The sequence below is a fragment of the Nonomuraea sp. NPDC049269 genome (assembly GCF_043197155.1).
GTDB lineage: Bacteria > Actinomycetota > Actinomycetes > Streptosporangiales > Streptosporangiaceae > Nonomuraea.
The window spans coordinates 71,557-87,103 of sequence record NZ_JBICSO010000018.1 but is presented as its reverse complement, the minus strand read 5'-3'; the positions used below and the strand labels follow the sequence as shown (position 1 = coordinate 87,103).

The window sequence follows — 15,547 nt, the reverse complement described above, 5'->3', positions numbered from 1 at the left end:
TGCGAACGCCGGGCCGAAGGGCACTCTTGAGGCATGAGCGAATACAACGTCAAGAAGCTTCGTCGGACCAACAACGGCCGGATCATCGCGGGTGTCTGCTCGGGGATCGGGGAGTACGTCGGCATCGACGCCAACCTGATCAGGATCGGCCTGGCGATCGTCACGCTGTTCGGTGGGCTCGGGATCGGCGTGTACGCGGTCGGCTGGCTGCTCATGCCGGAAGAGGGCCGGGACGCCTCGATCGTCCAGGACCTGCTCGACAAGCAGCAGGCCAAGTCCACCTGGCAGGACCACACCGACTACAGCGGCGAGCAGAAGCCGCAGCAGTGATCAGGCGGGGGCGGGGGTCTCGGCGCGGGACTCGGACCAGAGGATGGCGAGCACGGCCGCGGCCGTCACACCGATGACGCCGGCCAGCGCGACCACCGGCTCTGGGCCGAGTCTCTCCGCGGCGAACCCGCCGATCAAGATCCCAATCCCCTGTACGGCCATGAGCCCCGACTGCACCAGGCCGAACGCCTGACCCCGTCGATCCGCCGGTACGCACTGAACGAAAGCGGCATTCGCCGCGAGCTGGTACGCCCCACCAACCCCCGACAGGAACCACGCGGCCAGCACCACGGCCAACGGTGGCCGCAGCGCGGTCACGACCAGCGGCAGACAGCTCAACATGGCCATCCACCCCATCATGCGCAGGCGCCGCGGCGGCGTGACGAACCTGCTGAAAAAGAACGCCCCCACCGCGGTCCCCGTCGGCATCGCCGCCATCAGCAGTCCGGTGACCACCGGGAGCGACAGGGCGCCGGTGCTGAGCTTCGCCGCATAGGGGACGGCCAGGCCCTCCGGCAGGATGTAGAAGCCGCAGAGCCACGCGAAGAGCACGAGGGTGCGGAGTTTTCGGTCACCGAAGACCAGGCGGGCTCCCGCCCTGGTCATCGCCCACATCGACGGCCTGGCGCCCTCGCGGGCGGCGGCTGGACGTGGTCGTACGCGGATGACCAGGATCAACGCGGAGCCCAGGAACGTGATCGCGTCGAGCGCGAGCGCGCGGTAGGGGCCTATCGTGGCGATCATCGCGCCGCCGGCCGCGAAACCGAGCATCTGGATGCCCTGGTTCGTCATGTTCTGCAAGGCGGAGCCGACGACGTACCGGTCGCCTTCGAGCACCTCGGGCAGCAGTGCCGCGCGCGCGGCCGAGAACGGCGCGCTGAGCAGCACCACGAGGAACACCAGCCCGCACAGCACGGGGAACGGCACCCCCGGGAGCGCCATCACGCCCACCAGGCCCGCGCGGAGCAGGTCGCACGTCATCATGACGCCCCTGCGCGCGAACCGGTCGGCCAGGCCGGCCAGCAGCGGGCCGCCGAGGATCGTCGGCAGGTAGGTCAGCGCGTAGACGGCCGCGGTCGCCAGCGGTGATCGTGTGCGGTCATAGACAAGGACGGCCAGCGCCACCTGGGCGAGCTGGTCACCGAGCAGGGAGAGGCCCTGGCCGTACCAGAGCGCGCGAAACTCCCTGATGGCGATGACCTCGCCGTATGTGGCTTGGCGTTGGAGGGCGCGGCGATGCCGTCCCAGCAGCCGTCGCGTCCGCATGGCCCCCATTGGACTCCGCTGTGCCTGACTCAGAGTGCTCGCTATGTCACCTAAGGTGCCCGATCCTTTAGCAGCCCGCAACCCAAAGCAGCCAACCCATTGCGAACGGTTACCAGCCTAGTTCATGAAGCCGGGCGTCATCGATGCCGAAGTGATGCCCGACCTCGTGGACGACCGTTATGCGTACTTCGTCGACCACGTCGTCCTCGGTATCGCAAATCTGGCATATCGGGTTCCGGTAGATCTCAATACGGTCGGGCAGGACTGCGGAGTACCAATCGCCGCGCTCAGTGAGGGGGATTCCGGTGTACAGGCCCAGCAGGTTGGGTTCGGGCGCATCGTCGACGACCGTGACGACGACATTGCTCATCGCCCGGGTCAGACCTGGGGGAATCGTGTCCAACGCCTCGGCTACGAGCTCCTCGAACTTCTCCCGCGAAACCTCGATCACCCTTGCCATTCTGCCCCGCTGGTCGGGTAAGCAAGAAACTGTATGAAGTTCACTGACAGAGTGAAGGCAGTCCTCCAGTCGCGGGTGTCCAGGGCCGTGGCCGTCCTCATCGTGGCCGCGGTGGGCGCCTGGCTCGGCATCTTCCTCAGCGGGACCCTCAGGGCTCAGGTCGGTCCGGTGGAGACGGGCATGTCGCTCCGGCCCGCCTGGGACGGCGAGACGATCGTGGACGCCAGCCCGCTGGGCACGCTCACGTTCCGCACCCATGACGCCCCGCTCAGACTCCGCATCTCGCTCGAGAACATCGACCAGGAACGCGCCAAGGCGCTCCTCGAGGACCCGCGCCTGGCGGACCGGCTGCCGGAGATCATCGAGCGCGACCTGCTGGACGGTGTCCGCTTGCTGCTGATCCGCTCGATGCTGTGCGCGGGAGCTGGGGCGCTGATCGCGAGCCTGCTGGTGTTCAGGCGCCCGCGGGTGGCGTTGCTCGGCCTGCTGGCCGCCTCGGTGGCGCTGGCCGGCACGAGCGCGCTCGCCGCGCTCACATTCCGCCCCAATTCGCTTGTCGAGCCCAGATACTCGGGCCTGATCGCCGCCGCGCCGTCGCTGGTGGGCAGCGCGGAGTCGATCGTGACGAAGTTCGAGTCGTACCGGTCGCAGCTCACCAAGCTGGTCACCAACGTCTCGAAGTTGTACGACACGGTGTCGACACTGCCGTTGTACGACGCGGACCCCAGATCCATCCGGGTCCTGCACATCTCGGACATCCACATCAACCCGATCGCCTGGAACGTAGTCCGCTCCCTGAAGGACCAGTTCAAGGTCGACATGATCATCGACACGGGCGACATTTCCGACCACGGCACCAAGACCGAGAACAAGTTCGTGGACGAGATCTCCACCCTCGGTGTCCCGTACGTCTACGTTCGCGGCAACCACGACTCGATGATCACCCAGAAGGCGGTCGCCAAGCAGAAGAACGCCATAGTTCTGGACGACAAGGCCCAGAAGGTGGCAGGTCTGAACATCTACGGCCTGGGTGACCCCCGCTTCACCCCCGACAAGACCGTCGCCGTCGACTCGGACCCGGCCGTGCTGGCGCAGTTCGGCCGCTCACATGTGCCGAAGATCGAGAAACCGGACGTGGTCGCCGTCCACGACCCGGAGGTCGGCCGCGGCTTCTCCGGCGCCACACCGATCATCCTCGCAGGTCACACCCATGAACGATCGACGACCGTGCTGCCCACGGGCACCCGTCTGCTGGTCCAGGGCTCCACGGGCGGCGCCGGCCTGCGTGCCCTCGAACACCCCCAGCCGACCCCCGTACAGGCCTCTGTCATGTACTTCGACAAGGAGACCAGACGCCTGCAGGCCTGGGACGACATCACGCTCGGGGGCCTCGGGGAGCAGTCTGTGTACATCCAGCGTCACGTGGAGCGTGACCCGGGACGTATGATTTCTCCAGCGCCAACGAACGCCCCGTCGCCAACGGGATCGATCACTGGCACGACAACGCCGGCCGCCGGTCCGCCACTTTGGCATCAAGGGCAATCGTCCCCTATGCTTCAGAGGTCTCCGACGGAAGGCGACAGGGAAAGTTCCTGAGCCCCCATCGTCTAGCGGCCTAGGACACCGCCCTTTCAAGGCGGCGGCACGGGTTCGAATCCCGTTGGGGGCACCGCAAAGCGCACCACAAAACGGTTGGTCGAAGGCCACCGAAGAACTGGTAAGCTAAGCGAGTCGCAAAGCAAGAAAGCAAGGTCCTGTAGAGCAGTTTGGAGTGCTCGCCACCCTGTCAAGGTGGAGGTCGCGGGTTCAAGTCCCGTCAGGACCGCTCTGGGTCAGGTAGCTCAGTTGGTACGAGCGTCCGCCTGAAAAGCGGAAGGTCGGCAGTTCGACCCTGCCCCTGACCACATTTTTTTGCCCCGAACGGATCATCGTTCGGGGCTTTTTGCTCTTCTGGGACGGTTTATGGAGCCCGTGGATTCCGTCGAGCCGAAATTCCTCCTGATCGACGGTGATGATCAGGTTCTCGGGGTCTGCCTCGACGCGGACGGCTTCTTCGCCGACCCGGGCGAGGACATGACGGTCGAACTCCTGGGCTGCCTTCCCACTCAGCGGCTACGCGACCACCTCGCAGGATCCAAGCGCTACCGCCAGAGGAACCCTCTGGGCCTGGAAGGGCTTCGGATGCTCGACACGGCAGGAGAGCCGCTCGCGGACTTCTGGATGAGCGAGATCATCGACTGGCGACCCTCGCGACTTGATCCCGAGCGGGTGGACATCGTCGCTCTGTGGGGATTCGACAGCCCTCCGCCCCGGATGCGGCATCTCTGGGAGCGCTGGCGGGTGGCTCGGCCTGATCGGCCGAACCAGTGGGCCGAGTACGGGCCGGAGGACAGGGCGGAATGGCTGACCATCGTCCGCCGCAGCAACTCCCGGCGGGTAAGACAACTCGATCATCCGCCAGGACGCGTCTACCACCTTGAAGGCACTCACGTCACCGATGAGGCCGCCTTCTACCTCGCGCTCGGAGAAGCCATCAACGGGCCCGGTGGCTACTTCGGCGGGAATCTTGATGCGCTGGACGACTGTCTGCGGGGTCGCTTCGGAGCTAGGACGCCGTTCACCCTGATCTGGAACGACTCCCACGTGGCGCGGCGGTCCCTGACGAGGGCATTGGCGGACGCTCAACCGTATTTCGCGATCATCCAGACGATCTTCGCGGAACACGATGTGGAGGTCGTGTGGAGGTGACCTCGTACGCCGGCGGTTCGAGTCGGGGTCCGGGGCTGTGCGGCCACCCCGAACCCCGCCCCGGACCCCGCTTCGTGATCAGGCGGTGGCGCCGCCGTCGATGACGAGGTCGTGGCCGACGGCGAATCCGGACTCGGGGGAGGCGAGCCACAGCACGGTGGCGGTGACCTCTTCGAGCGTGCCGACCCTGCCGAGCGGAATGTGCGGAGCGAGACGGGCGTCGCGTTCCTCCCGGCTCTCGCCGGGCCGCGTTGACATCGGGGCGTCGCTGGCTCCGGGGCTGACCGCGTTGATGCGGATGCCGTCATCGATGTGGTCGAGTGCCGCGGTACGGGTCAGGAAGCTCACACCCGCCTTGGAGGTGCCATAGGCGCTCGCCCCGCGGAGTCTGCGATGGGCGCCGATGTTGGAGGAGGTATTGACGATCGTGCCTCCGCCGTTGGAGCGCATGTGCTGGATCTCGTACTTCATCGACAGGAACACGCCGGTCAGGTTGACGTCCAGCACGTTGCGCCAGCCGTCGACGTCGAGGTCGGCGAGCGGAGCGACCTGGCCGAAGACACCGGCGTTGTTGTGCGCGACGTGCAGGCCGCCGTGACGCTCCACGGTCGTCGCCACCATCCGGGCGACGTCCTCCTGCTTGGTGACGTCGGCGATGACCAGGCTCGCTCGCCCGTTCTCGGCCTCGATCAGCTTGACCGTCTGGTCGAGGTTCTCCGCGTCACGCCCGGAGACGACGACGGTGGCGCCCTCACGGGCGAAGGCCCGGGCGGTCGCCCGGCCGATGCCGGAGCCACCGCCGGTAACCAGGGCGACCTTGCCGATGAATCGAGCAGTCATGATGTTCTCCTTTATCGAGGGGTGCGCAGCAGTAGGGCTGCGATCGGGGCCATGAGGATGAAGGCGACAGCGGCGATGCCGAGCGCGAAGCCATAGCCGGAGGTCGTGCCACCGGCCAGCGACACCAGCGCGGAGAGGCCGAGGGTCGGTCCGACCTCCATCGCCGTGTTGACCACGCCACCGGCGAGCCCGGCCTGCTCGTCGGGCACGTCGGTGACCGCGGCCACGGTCGCCCCGGCGAACGTCAGGGCGATGCCGAGCGGCAGGACCAGCAGTCCGGCGATGAGGGCGCCGTCGAACCTGCCGACCAGCACCAGTCCGGCCGCGGCCGTGATCAGCCCGGTCGTGAGAACGATCCGGATGCCGAAGCGCGCGAGCAGCCGCCCGGCGACCGCGCCCGTACCGATCAGGACCGCGCCGTACGGCAGGAACGCGGCAGAGGTCAGCAGCGGAGACAGGCCGCGAACCTGCTGGAGATGCAGCGAGAGGAAGAAGAAACTGGTGGCCATGCCCGCTGAGCCAAGGACGATCGCCGCCAGGGCGACGGCTCTCCGCGGTACGGCGAAGAACGCCGGTGGCACCAGAGGGGCGGCTGTACGGGATTCCACGATCATGAAGGCGAGCACCAGCACGGCTCCGCCGATGAGTGGGCCGTACGAGCTCTCCACCAGCCCGTAGCTCAGTGTGGAGAGTCCTGCCGTCACCAGTGCGGCGCCGAGGATGTCGATGCGTGTACGCCGGACCGGCCGATCGGCGGGCAGCAGCCGGGGTGCCGCCACCAGGGCGATTGCCGTGGCGATCACCGGCACGCCGAATGCCCACCGCCATGACGCCCACTCTGCGAACACACCGGACAGCAGCGTGCCCCCGGTCGCACCGATGCCCGCCAGACCGCCCCAGACGGCGGTGGCCCGGGCCCGCCGGTACGGGTCGGGAAAGACCACACCGAGCAGGGCCATGGCCGAGGGAGCCACGAGGGCGGCACCGATGCCCTGGGCGAACCGCGCGGTGAGGAGCAGGCCGAGCCCCGGGGCCAGGGCGGCCGCGGCCGAGGAGACCCCGAACAGGCCGAGGCCCAGCATGAACATCCGGCGCCTGCCGTACAGGTCCGCCAGCCTGCCGCCGAGCAGGAGCAACCCGCTGAACGCCAGCCCGTACGCCGTGCTGACCAGCGCCAGATCACCGCCGCTGAGCCGAAACTCATCCTGGATCGCCGGCAGGGCGACGGAGACGACGGTGATGCCCGAGATCAGCATGATCTGGACACCGCCGAGCAGCGCGAAGGCGGGGGCGGGCGAGACGGCTATGGGGACGGCCACGGACGCTCTTTCCAGATCGATCGTTCTAGTATGAAGGCATGAAAGTCTGAAGCTTCTAGGGGAGGTTCGGGCTAGTCGAGAGCGCGCAGCGCCTGTGCGGCGGCGTCGTAGAGGCGCTCGGGGTCGTTGGAGCTCTTGCCGATGACCCGTATGCCCTGCATCACGGTCAGCAGGAACCGGGCGAGCGCCCGGGGATCCTTCTCCTCGGCCAGCTCACCCTGGGCGCGGGCCCTGGTCAGCGCCGAGGTCAGCGTGGTCTCGATGAAATCCCAGTTGGACTCGACAAGCCGGGCCACCGTGGGGTCGTGCGGCGCCACCTCCACGGCGGTGTTGACCACCAGGCAGCCGCGGCGCCTCTCGTCGTGGGCGGACTCCTCGGCGAACCGCTCGACCAGCGCGCGTACGACGGGCAGCACCGGCCCCGGTTGGGACAGCAGGCCGATGTAGTCGATACCGTTCTGCTTGTAGCGCTCGTAGGCCTTCAGGTAGAGGTCGCGCTTGTTGCCGAACGTGGCGTAGATGCTGGCTCTGCCGATCCCCAGGTGCTCGACGAGGTCGGCCATCGACGTCGCCTCGTACCCCCGCTCCCAGAACAGCTCCAGGGCTGCCTGCAGAGCCTCGTCAGGATCGAACTCCTTGGTCCTTGCCACGACGCAGAGCCTACGGATTTCTAGAACGACCTGTCAAATATGGTTCACTTCTGGCGTCTCCAGAGCTTGCCTGTCGCCAGGTCGAGGTTGTAGACGCGGTCGTTGTTGTAGGTGCGCACCAGGAAGGAACCCTCCTTCGACCAGCCGAGGCCGATGTCGAGGAAGTCGGCGTCGGGGATATGGGGAACAACGCTGGACACACGCTCGCCGGTCCGTGGGTCGAAGGTGTCAACACGGCCCTCACTGCCTCGGACGGCCACGAAGTGGGTTCCGTCCGATCGGAGGTGGTACGTGTCCTCGGAATCGTCTTTCTCGATTTTCCTGAGGGGAAGCGCCATTCTCGTCTTTCCCCGATGGTCCAGAACGAGCACCTGAGATGCCGTCGTGACCACGATTCCGCTCTCGTTGAGGTCATGGACCTGCCGAGCGCCGGGGATCGACAGCGTGGTCCAGGTCTTGGTGTCAGTGATCTGCGCGCTGTCCTTGGCCAGGGCGACGTACCTGCTCTGGGCGGCGAACGTGGGCGTAGGCACTGCGGTGTCAGTCAGGCTGCCGGTGAGGTAGTGGACACCCCCGGCGTCCTGATACACCATGCGGCGATCGTGTCTGCCCAGGTAGACGACGGCCTTCTTGTCGGAGCTGCGGACGAACGGCGCCCGCTGAGGTGCTCCGCTTTTGCTGACGATGTACGGCGCGGCCTGGGAAAATGGCGCCTCGTTAACCAGCCAGTACCGGCAGGGATTGTCCATCTGAGTGGTCCACGGACAGGTAGGCCCCTTGAATTTGTCCACCGTCGCGAAAGTCCCTATACGTTCAGGAAACGACTGGGGCATCGAGTATTCGGGCAGTTCGCGTTGTGGCGGTTGCCCAGGGATGAGCAGCGCCCCTGACAGAACGATCGCGGTTCCCGCGAGGTAGAGGGTCCGCATTGACCATTGACCGATGGCCAGTTCGGCTTGGGCTATGTCATCCGAAGCTTCGGGTGCCGGCCTGGCGCTCAGTTTCCGGGCGGCGAGTGGTACGGCTGCCGCCACGACAATCACGATGACGGCATGGGCCAGACGCGCCGGGGTGGCGCCCTGGATCGCCAGGAGATAGCCCTCTGCCACCACGGCGCCGCCCAAACCGAGCAGCCATGCTTTCCGATAGATATTCGCTTCGTCGTGCGCATGGAGCAGCCGTACATCGCGGAAGACAGAAACGGCGCACCACCCCAGGACCAGATAGAACAGGTCATTGGTGAGGCAAGCCAAGGGAACGGCGGGGGTGAGGGCGATCAGCCGCCACCGGCGCAGGCCGGCGAAATGGTCGATGACCTGGCGGGCGTTGGCCTCTGTGACGGAAAGGCCAATCAGGGCGGCGAACCTGTTGAGCCGTTCTCGCGTGACCGGAACGGCTGCCGCCAGCAGGGCGATGGCGGAGACTACCCAAGCGATCATCGGAGGTATCGTCACGAAGGGCCACCATATATGGTTCTATATCGTGAGTTCGGACGATATATGGCAGCAATTTGGCATCGCCACGTGGCGTGCACGGCGTGCGCGATTACTGGTCGTGGTATGCAGTTCACTGTCGCTCGTGATTATCGCCGCCGCCCCGTGGTGGTCAACGGCGATAACACCGCATATCCGCTGGGAGGTCGACCCGTTCTTCGTCCATGCGGACGTCGACGAGAATGGCGTCCTGTCCACCAGGGCGTTCATCGAGCTCGAAAACGAGGGACCGGTCTCCGTCACCCTCACCGATATCTCGGCGGAAATCCCGGGCCTCCGCTTGCTACCTGCTGACAAGGTGGACGAGGAAAGTTCCGTGGTCACCTTGAGGCGCGGTGGCTCGGCGACCGTGAGTAGGCGCATCGTCATCACTGACTGCGCGGCGGTGCCACATGAGCCCCAGCCGATGCGCTTCACTTTCCGGACCTGGACGGGCTCAGGGTCAGCGGAGGCGCTGGCGGACTCATGGCAGCTGACAGGACCCACAGGTAGTATCCCGCTCGCCTGGCAGCGAGGCCTCGCCGACGACGTGTGCAATGACGCGGTGAGCCCGCAGTGGCCCTGACAGTCAGCTCAGACCCGCCTGGAAGGTTGTGGCGCATGCCGCCCGTCACGAAGATCGCCACCGGGTTCGTGTTCGTGTTCGGTGCCCTCCGTTTCAATGGCTTCGACCTGCTGTTCGACCCCGTCGGATGGGGATTGTGCGCGGCCGGGCTGGCTCAGCTGCAGCGATCCGTCGACGACCCCTTCAGCCGGGCCAGGTTCTTCGCCGCCGTCATGGCCTGCGCCTCGTTCGTCGTCATGCTCGCGTCCGGCGAGCGCTCGGGTCATCCCCTGACGGTTTTCTCCTTTTCGCACGTGCTCGGCCTCGCCAACACAGTCGGTGCCTTGGTCACGGTCTGGCTCGTGGTTGAGGCCATCATCGGACGGATTCGTCCCTGTGCGGAGAGCTCCAGGACCGCCCTCCTCGACGTGCTGCGCTGGGCCGTGGTCAGTCTGGGCGTGCTCGGCCTGCTGTCCGGGTACGGCTACGCCGATCTGGGACCTGTCACGACCATCGCGTGGTTCGCGACCGTCGTGGCCCTGATCGTCGTGCTCTACGGTTCGGCCGGCCTGCCGTACCTGGCCCCGACCTGGGAGCCCGTGGCCGATCGCGTGCCGTGACGAGTGCTCCTACTGGGTCGTGCAGACGGTTCCGTTGAGGGTGAAGACGGCAGGCAGCACGTTCGGGCCGTTGTAGTTGCCGACGAAGCCGATCGAGGTCGATCCTCCGGTGGGTAGTGAGCCGTTTCCGGTCTCGTTGACGGCCTTGACGTCCGATCCGGTCTGCGTCCAGACGGCGCTCCAGCCGCTGCCCAGGCTCTGCCACGTTCGGGGCCAGCTGAAGTTCAGGGTCCAGCCGTTGATCGGCGCGCCGTTGTTGGTGATGTCGATGGTGCCGACGTAGCCGCTGGCCCAGTCGGTCTGGATGGTCAGCCGTACCGAGCAGGAGCTGGAAGCGGGTGTGCCGGTGGTGAACGTCAGCGGCGGGGAGGCCCACGACAGGCCGCCGCCGCTGTCCCGGGCGATCACGTTGAGTGTGTAGCGGGTGCCTGGAGTGAGGTTGTTCACCGTGAGGGAGGTGCCGGGGGTCTCGCCGAGTTGCTCGCTGATGGCGCCGTTCTGGCGGTGGAGCTCGTACTTGACGATCGGGCGTGCGCCGGGGGCGGCGGCGGGCCAGGAGATCGTGGCGGTTCTGTCCGTGACGTTGGCGGCGGTCGGCTGCCCCGGCGTGCCCGGACGGCCGGTCTGGGGTGTGGAGGGGTGCAGGACGATCGTGGTCAGCGAGAGCGGTGACAGGGTCTGGCTGGTCGCGGTTCCCGCTGTCGAGCTGGTGATGCTCGTGGCGCCGTTGGTGTGCGTCAGTACGGTCGGCGCGCCGGACGCCGGGCTGAAGCCGGAGTAGCTGATCGTGACGGGGTAGGACGTGTCCGACGACGTGTTGATCAACAGGACCGACAGATCGCCGTTGGGGCGGCGGGCGGCGTGCGCGGTGACCTTCGCCTGGTCGGTCGCGGCCCGGATGAACTGGTCGCCGGGGCGGGCGAACCTGCTCATCATCTGGAGTGCGTAGTACGGCGCGAACGGGGTGTTCAGCGGCGGCTCGCAGACGCTGCCGTCGGAGGTGCACGTAGCGCTCGACAGCAGGCCGAAGTCTCCGTAATCGGTATGTCCTTCGACCTGGGTGACGTTGCCGATGCCGTTGTGGACGTTCCACCAGTCGACCGTGAACACCCCGTTCGCCAGCACCGTCGCGTAGGCGTCGGCGGCGGCCAGCGCGCCGGGCTGCGTGTTGGTGCCGGCGCTGCTGGACCCCGTGTTGAACTCGGTCATGGCGATGCCGATCCGCTCAGAGCCGGTCCCGGCGTACTTCGCGATCTGCTGCCTGGTGAGCTGGATCATGTCGGGGACCTGGGCGGCCTTGTCGAGAGCGCCGGGGTACCAGTGCAGGATCACGAAGTCGATCTTCGGTCCGGCGATCGACAGGACGACCTTGTTCCAGGTGCCGTTGTCGCCGTCGGCGACGATGGCGTCGGGCCAGTTGGCGGCCGTGGTCAGCACCGCGCCGATCTTGATGGTGGGGTCGACCGCCTTCATCGCGTCCGCGTAGGACACGACGTTGCGGGCGTACTCGGCCGGGCTCTTGTCGGCGTGGTTGTCCGCCTCCCAGGCGGAGCCGTAGTGGCCGTTGCCGTAGTTCTCGTTGCCGATCTCCCAGTACTTGACGCCGTAGCCCTTGGTGACGTTGGCGCTACGTACCCAGGCCGCGGCCTCCTCGGCGGTGCCGGTGCCGTAGTTGGCGGTCACCATCGGCTGCGCCCCGGTGCGACGCGCACCACGCATGAAGGTGTCGAAGTCGGTGTTGGGCGCCACATAACCGCCGGGAGCGGTGTGGTCGGCCCAGTGGTAGATGTCCGAATAGGAGCCGCCGGGATAGCGCAGCAGCTTCACGCCGGCGTCCTTGAGGAGGTCGGCGGTCGCGTCGGTGCCGAGATTGGTGTCCCAGATCGCATGGTTGGTGCCGATGCCGGTTTCGGGGACGGTGGCGAGCGCGGCGCGGGCGTTGACGGTCACCGCGACCGGGGTGACCTCGTCGGCGTACGCCGTGGGGGCGTTCAGGGCGGTCAGCGTCAGCAGGACGGCGGACGCTGCTCTTAGTGAGAACTTCGGCATCGGCGCACCTCGCCATGGATAGCGGCAATCACTCGACGCCTCCTTCCGGCCCAGGAGGCACCATGATCGTGCGGGGTGGCGGCAGGCCCGTCAAACAACGGTGAAACTTTCACACCGGATGCCCACGCTCATTCAACGATTAAGCAATTATCAAATGCGTCTCGGTATTAGTTGTCCACGGCAAATACCTTGACAGTCGGCTGGGCGGGGCGCTTGGCTTGGGCCAAGATCGGCTAAGGTGCGCGCACGCACATGATGGAGGCCCGGTGCATCCTGCTCAGACTCTGGTCATGCCCGGAACGGTCCGAGCTGCCCGGACGATCATGTGTGTGCAGATGGTCCTGTCGCTCATCATGACCGCCATCCTGGCCCTGCTGTTCCTACAGGTGGGCTGGAACGCCACCCTCCTGCTCACCCTGCTGTACGGAATCGCCGGCGCGGTGGTCGTCGTGCTGGTGGTGGTCAAGATGAAGTCGCGCAGGAAGTGGGTGCGCTGGACCGGGATCGGCATTCAGGGCGCGAACGTGATCAGCTACGTGGCGGGGGCGTTCACCGGGTCGAACGCGGGAGCGCCGAACGTGGGAGAGTTCCTGGGGCTCGGGCTGTCGGTGGCGGTCATCGCCCTGCTTCTGGTGCCGTCTTCCGCTGCCTGGTTCGACGCCTGAGACGAGCCGGTCCACGCCGCGGGAGCCGGCGGAGTACGTCCGATACACGTCCTCGTCGTCGTGTGGAGCCCGGCTTCCCTCGACGCGCGGTGTGGCCGCCACGCTCGGCCTCAACCTGCGCACCGTGCCACGGGGCTACCAGAAACCGCGAGACGAAGGACCGGTGGAGCCGCGGCCGGACGGCCGTCAGCACCGGATGGCCGACCAGTTCCGAACTCGGGCTCGCCGCGACCCAAGAGGCGCTCAACGCCACAGAGAAGCGTTAATTGTATTTGTACAACCTGGTGGCGATCCGGTGATTGTTGTCGAATACCGAGGCGCGGTACGTACATGCTGATGGCGAGCTCGCCGAGTTCGGCTTTTCCGCAGGTATTGGCGCCGGCCGGTTGCTGGATCTCGAAACGTGCCGTCGGGTCGCCGCCCACGAAGTATTCCGCGCGGGCCTGATGCTTGTCGGCGCCGGTGCCGCAGGTGAAGATGGTCGTGCCCGTCGCGGTCGCCCTGCCTGCTTCCGCCGTCCAGGTGCACGTCAACGCGACTGCGACTGCCTGCACCTACCAGCGATCCGGCAACCACTGGAACTGCGTCACGCAGGGCGCGTACTGCCCGAAAGCCGCGCACAACCGGTACGGATTCGCGAAGGTAACCAACCGTAAGTATCAGTGCAGCCCGTACAGCAACGGGCAGTGGCGGTGGAAGCGGGTTTGAGCCCCGCGCGAAACAACAGCCCCGCGCGAAACGACCGCCCCGCCGAACAGGCGAGGGCGGTCGTTTCGCCAAGGCTCAGGATGACGGCTTGCTGTCGGTCCAGCCGGCTTCCAGTACGGCCTGCGAGCTCCACACGGTGCCGGGTTCGAAGGCACTCTGGACACCGTCGGGCTTCACCAAGACGCTCTCGTTCGCCAGGCCCCGCCCGGTCGCCTGGTCGAAGATCAGCCGAGTCTCCACGACGCCGGAGTATTTGGTGTGCGACTTGACCGCCACGGCGGTGCCCTGGCGGCCCTCCGCGTCCGTGACGTTCTCGATGACGTCGACGGTGTCGAGGTCGGCGAGCATCCGGAAGGCGGCGCCGCGTACCTGGGGTGTGACCGGCATGTCGGTGATCAACCCTGAGCCCAGGTTGAAGAGCCAGGCGTCGGCCGTCATCGCATAGCCGTTGGACTCGGTGCCGTGCCCCTCGTACGAGCGCAGCAGCCACGCCTTGAGCTTGGCCGGGTCGGAGGGCAGGCCGCGCAGGTCCTTCATGGTGACGTTCCGGCCGAGCCAGAGCACCTTGTCCCCGTCGATCAGAGGGCTGTGGTCGGTGAACGCCTTTCGGGGAGAGGTCGAGAGGGTCATCGGGCGTGGCTTGCCCGGCACCTTGACTGGGATCTCGGCCGGGGAACCGGCCTGCTTCCACGCCTTCTCGTCCGCGGCGGTGACCGGTCGCGCACCGAGCGGCTTGGTGCTGGCCCACATCTCCCCACCAATGGCGCTGGGCGCCCAACCCTCGTACCGCTGCTGGTCCATGACCCGGTAGTCGGCGCCCTCGACCGCGAACAGGGTGCGCTGCACGGACACGGTGTGCCAGTAGGCGCCCGTCCCGGCGGGCCGGCGGGCCGCCTTGGCGGCGGCGGTCAGCAGGATGTCCCGAGCCGACAGCTTCACCTTGGGCGTGGACGAGGTGACCGTCGCCAGGGCCGCGTCGGGCGCCCGCGGCGTCGTGCCGCCGGTGCCGGAGACCACGACGGCCACGGCGGTCGCGGCCGCGGCGGCGCCGACGAGGCTGAAACCCCACACCGGTCGTACGGTCCTGCGCTTACGCCGCGCCGACCGCGGCCGGGACATGGCGTACGAGAGCTCCGCGGCCCTGGTGCGTTCGTCGACCGGCGTGTCGCCGAGGTGTGCGGGCCGGGCGGCCCGTAGTTCGTCGATGGGGTTCATGACCACTCCTCACTGAGGTTCCGCACCCGGGCCCGGGACTGTCCCGCCGGTTCCATCGCCTGCTTGAGCCGCTTGCGCGCACGATGCAGCCGTACGCGGAAGGCGGCGGACGAGCAGCCGATGACCCGGGCCGCGTCCTTGGGGGACAGGCCCTGCCAGGCGATCAGGAGGAGGACCTCCCGGTCGTCCTCCGGCAGTTCGGCCAGCGCCCGCAGTACGCCGAGCCGTTCGGTCACCTGGTCGGCCACGTCGCCCTCGGTCCAGGCCCGCAGCTCCGCGTTCAGCGCCTCCCGCCGGGTCTCCGCGCGGATGTTGTCCCGCAGGACGTTGCGCGCGACGCCGAGCAGCCATGGCAGGGCCGGTTCCGGTACGTCGTCCAGCCGCCGCCAGGCGATCGCGAACGTCTCGCTCACCACCTCGTCCGCCACCTGCCGGCCCGCACGACTGACCACGTAGGCCCACACACGTTGTCGGCATCCGTCGTACATGCTGGTGAACCGGTGCGCGTCATCCGTCACCGCCTCAGCCCCTTAATCCCGGACATCGTTCTTCTGACACCAGGAAGTGGTCCGAGCCCCATCGTTGTTACAGCAATCCTGAAATATACGGACGGCCTCCTACGCAGAAAGAGCCCCTATAC

At 67.0% G+C, this 15,547-nt stretch carries 16 protein-coding genes and 3 tRNA genes; 10 read left to right on the top strand and 9 right to left on the bottom strand.

The features are described from left to right. The first annotated feature begins 33 nt into the window (after positions 1-33). Positions 34-330 carry a PspC domain-containing protein gene (locus tag ACGFNP_RS59965; RefSeq protein WP_358319449.1) on the top strand — a complete coding sequence of 99 codons (297 nt, stop codon included), beginning with the start codon at positions 34-36 and terminating at the stop codon, positions 328-330. Here the strand turns inward: ACGFNP_RS59965 and ACGFNP_RS59960 are convergent, their stop codons facing one another. Next, positions 331-1,596, bottom strand: a complete 1,266-nt coding sequence (locus ACGFNP_RS59960) for an MFS transporter (RefSeq protein ID WP_358319446.1) — start codon at positions 1,594-1,596, stop codon at positions 331-333. Between the two features lie 109 nt (positions 1,597-1,705). After that, positions 1,706-2,056 (bottom strand): metallopeptidase family protein, encoded by a 351-nt coding sequence (locus ACGFNP_RS59955; RefSeq protein ID WP_393333983.1) that lies wholly within the window; start codon positions 2,054-2,056, stop codon positions 1,706-1,708. A gap of 51 nt (positions 2,057-2,107) precedes the next feature. Between ACGFNP_RS59955 and ACGFNP_RS59950 the strand changes: the two genes are divergently transcribed. From ACGFNP_RS59950 to ACGFNP_RS59930, 5 genes are all read left to right on the top strand, one after another. Further along, the gene (locus ACGFNP_RS59950; protein ID WP_358319444.1) at positions 2,108-3,652 is read left to right on the top strand and encodes a metallophosphoesterase; all 1,545 of its coding nucleotides are present in this window, start codon (positions 2,108-2,110) and stop codon (positions 3,650-3,652) included. Further along, a tRNA-Glu gene (locus ACGFNP_RS59945) sits at positions 3,653-3,725 on the top strand. An 81-nt stretch (positions 3,726-3,806) separates the two neighbouring features. Next, positions 3,807-3,881 (top strand) — tRNA-Asp (locus tag ACGFNP_RS59940). Positions 3,882-3,886: 5 nt separating this feature from the next. Beyond that, positions 3,887-3,960, top strand: a tRNA-Phe gene (locus ACGFNP_RS59935). A gap of 67 nt (positions 3,961-4,027) precedes the next feature. Further along, a complete protein-coding gene (locus tag ACGFNP_RS59930) occupies positions 4,028-4,804 on the top strand; it encodes a barstar family protein (RefSeq protein ID WP_393333981.1) in 777 nt (258 codons plus the stop codon). Positions 4,805-4,882: 78 nt separating this feature from the next. Here the strand turns inward: ACGFNP_RS59930 and ACGFNP_RS59925 are convergent, their stop codons facing one another. The 4 genes from ACGFNP_RS59925 to ACGFNP_RS59910 form a co-directional block, all read right to left on the bottom strand. After that, positions 4,883-5,644 carry a glucose 1-dehydrogenase gene (locus tag ACGFNP_RS59925; protein WP_358319439.1) on the bottom strand — a complete coding sequence of 254 codons (762 nt, stop codon included), beginning with the start codon at positions 5,642-5,644 and terminating at the stop codon, positions 4,883-4,885. 11 nt (positions 5,645-5,655) lie between these two features. After that, positions 5,656-6,963: an MFS transporter gene (locus tag ACGFNP_RS59920; protein WP_393333979.1), complete on the bottom strand. Its 1,308-nt coding sequence runs from the start codon at positions 6,961-6,963 to the stop codon at positions 5,656-5,658. Between the two features lie 71 nt (positions 6,964-7,034). Beyond that, a complete protein-coding gene (locus tag ACGFNP_RS59915; RefSeq protein WP_393333977.1) occupies positions 7,035-7,613 on the bottom strand; it encodes a TetR/AcrR family transcriptional regulator in 579 nt (192 codons plus the stop codon). 44 nt (positions 7,614-7,657) lie between these two features. Then, positions 7,658-9,052 carry a hypothetical protein gene (locus tag ACGFNP_RS59910; protein ID WP_393333975.1) on the bottom strand — a complete coding sequence of 465 codons (1,395 nt, stop codon included), beginning with the start codon at positions 9,050-9,052 and terminating at the stop codon, positions 7,658-7,660. A gap of 43 nt (positions 9,053-9,095) precedes the next feature. On the opposite strand from ACGFNP_RS59910, the gene ACGFNP_RS59905 reads away from it, so the two are divergent. Both ACGFNP_RS59905 and ACGFNP_RS59900 read left to right on the top strand, forming a co-directional pair. Next, on the top strand, positions 9,096-9,671 hold the full coding sequence (locus tag ACGFNP_RS59905; RefSeq protein WP_358319427.1) for a hypothetical protein: 576 nt from the start codon (positions 9,096-9,098) through the stop codon (positions 9,669-9,671). 35 nt (positions 9,672-9,706) lie between these two features. Beyond that, positions 9,707-10,270, top strand: coding sequence for a hypothetical protein (locus ACGFNP_RS59900; protein ID WP_393333972.1), 564 nt, complete (start codon positions 9,707-9,709; stop codon positions 10,268-10,270). 9 nt (positions 10,271-10,279) lie between these two features. On the opposite strand, the gene ACGFNP_RS59895 is transcribed toward ACGFNP_RS59900, so the two are convergent. Next, entirely contained in the window at positions 10,280-12,319 is a 2,040-nt protein-coding gene (locus ACGFNP_RS59895) for a cellulose binding domain-containing protein (protein WP_393333969.1), read from the bottom strand. A 290-nt stretch (positions 12,320-12,609) separates the two neighbouring features. On the opposite strand from ACGFNP_RS59895, the gene ACGFNP_RS59890 reads away from it, so the two are divergent. Together ACGFNP_RS59890 and ACGFNP_RS59885 are read left to right on the top strand one after the other, a co-directional pair. Then, positions 12,610-12,984 carry a hypothetical protein gene (locus ACGFNP_RS59890; RefSeq protein WP_393333966.1) on the top strand — a complete coding sequence of 125 codons (375 nt, stop codon included), beginning with the start codon at positions 12,610-12,612 and terminating at the stop codon, positions 12,982-12,984. A 471-nt stretch (positions 12,985-13,455) separates the two neighbouring features. Then, positions 13,456-13,692, top strand: coding sequence for a hypothetical protein (locus ACGFNP_RS59885; protein ID WP_393333963.1), 237 nt, complete (start codon positions 13,456-13,458; stop codon positions 13,690-13,692). A 75-nt stretch (positions 13,693-13,767) separates the two neighbouring features. Here ACGFNP_RS59885 and ACGFNP_RS59880 read toward each other — a convergent pair whose 3' ends face one another. Continuing rightward, positions 13,768-14,907, bottom strand: a complete 1,140-nt coding sequence (locus ACGFNP_RS59880; protein WP_393333960.1) for a CU044_5270 family protein — start codon at positions 14,905-14,907, stop codon at positions 13,768-13,770. After that, the gene (locus ACGFNP_RS59875) at positions 14,904-15,425 is read right to left on the bottom strand and encodes an RNA polymerase sigma factor (protein ID WP_393333958.1); all 522 of its coding nucleotides are present in this window, start codon (positions 15,423-15,425) and stop codon (positions 14,904-14,906) included. The genes ACGFNP_RS59880 and ACGFNP_RS59875 overlap by 4 nt, the downstream gene beginning before the upstream one ends. Positions 15,426-15,547: the final 122 nt, after the last annotated feature.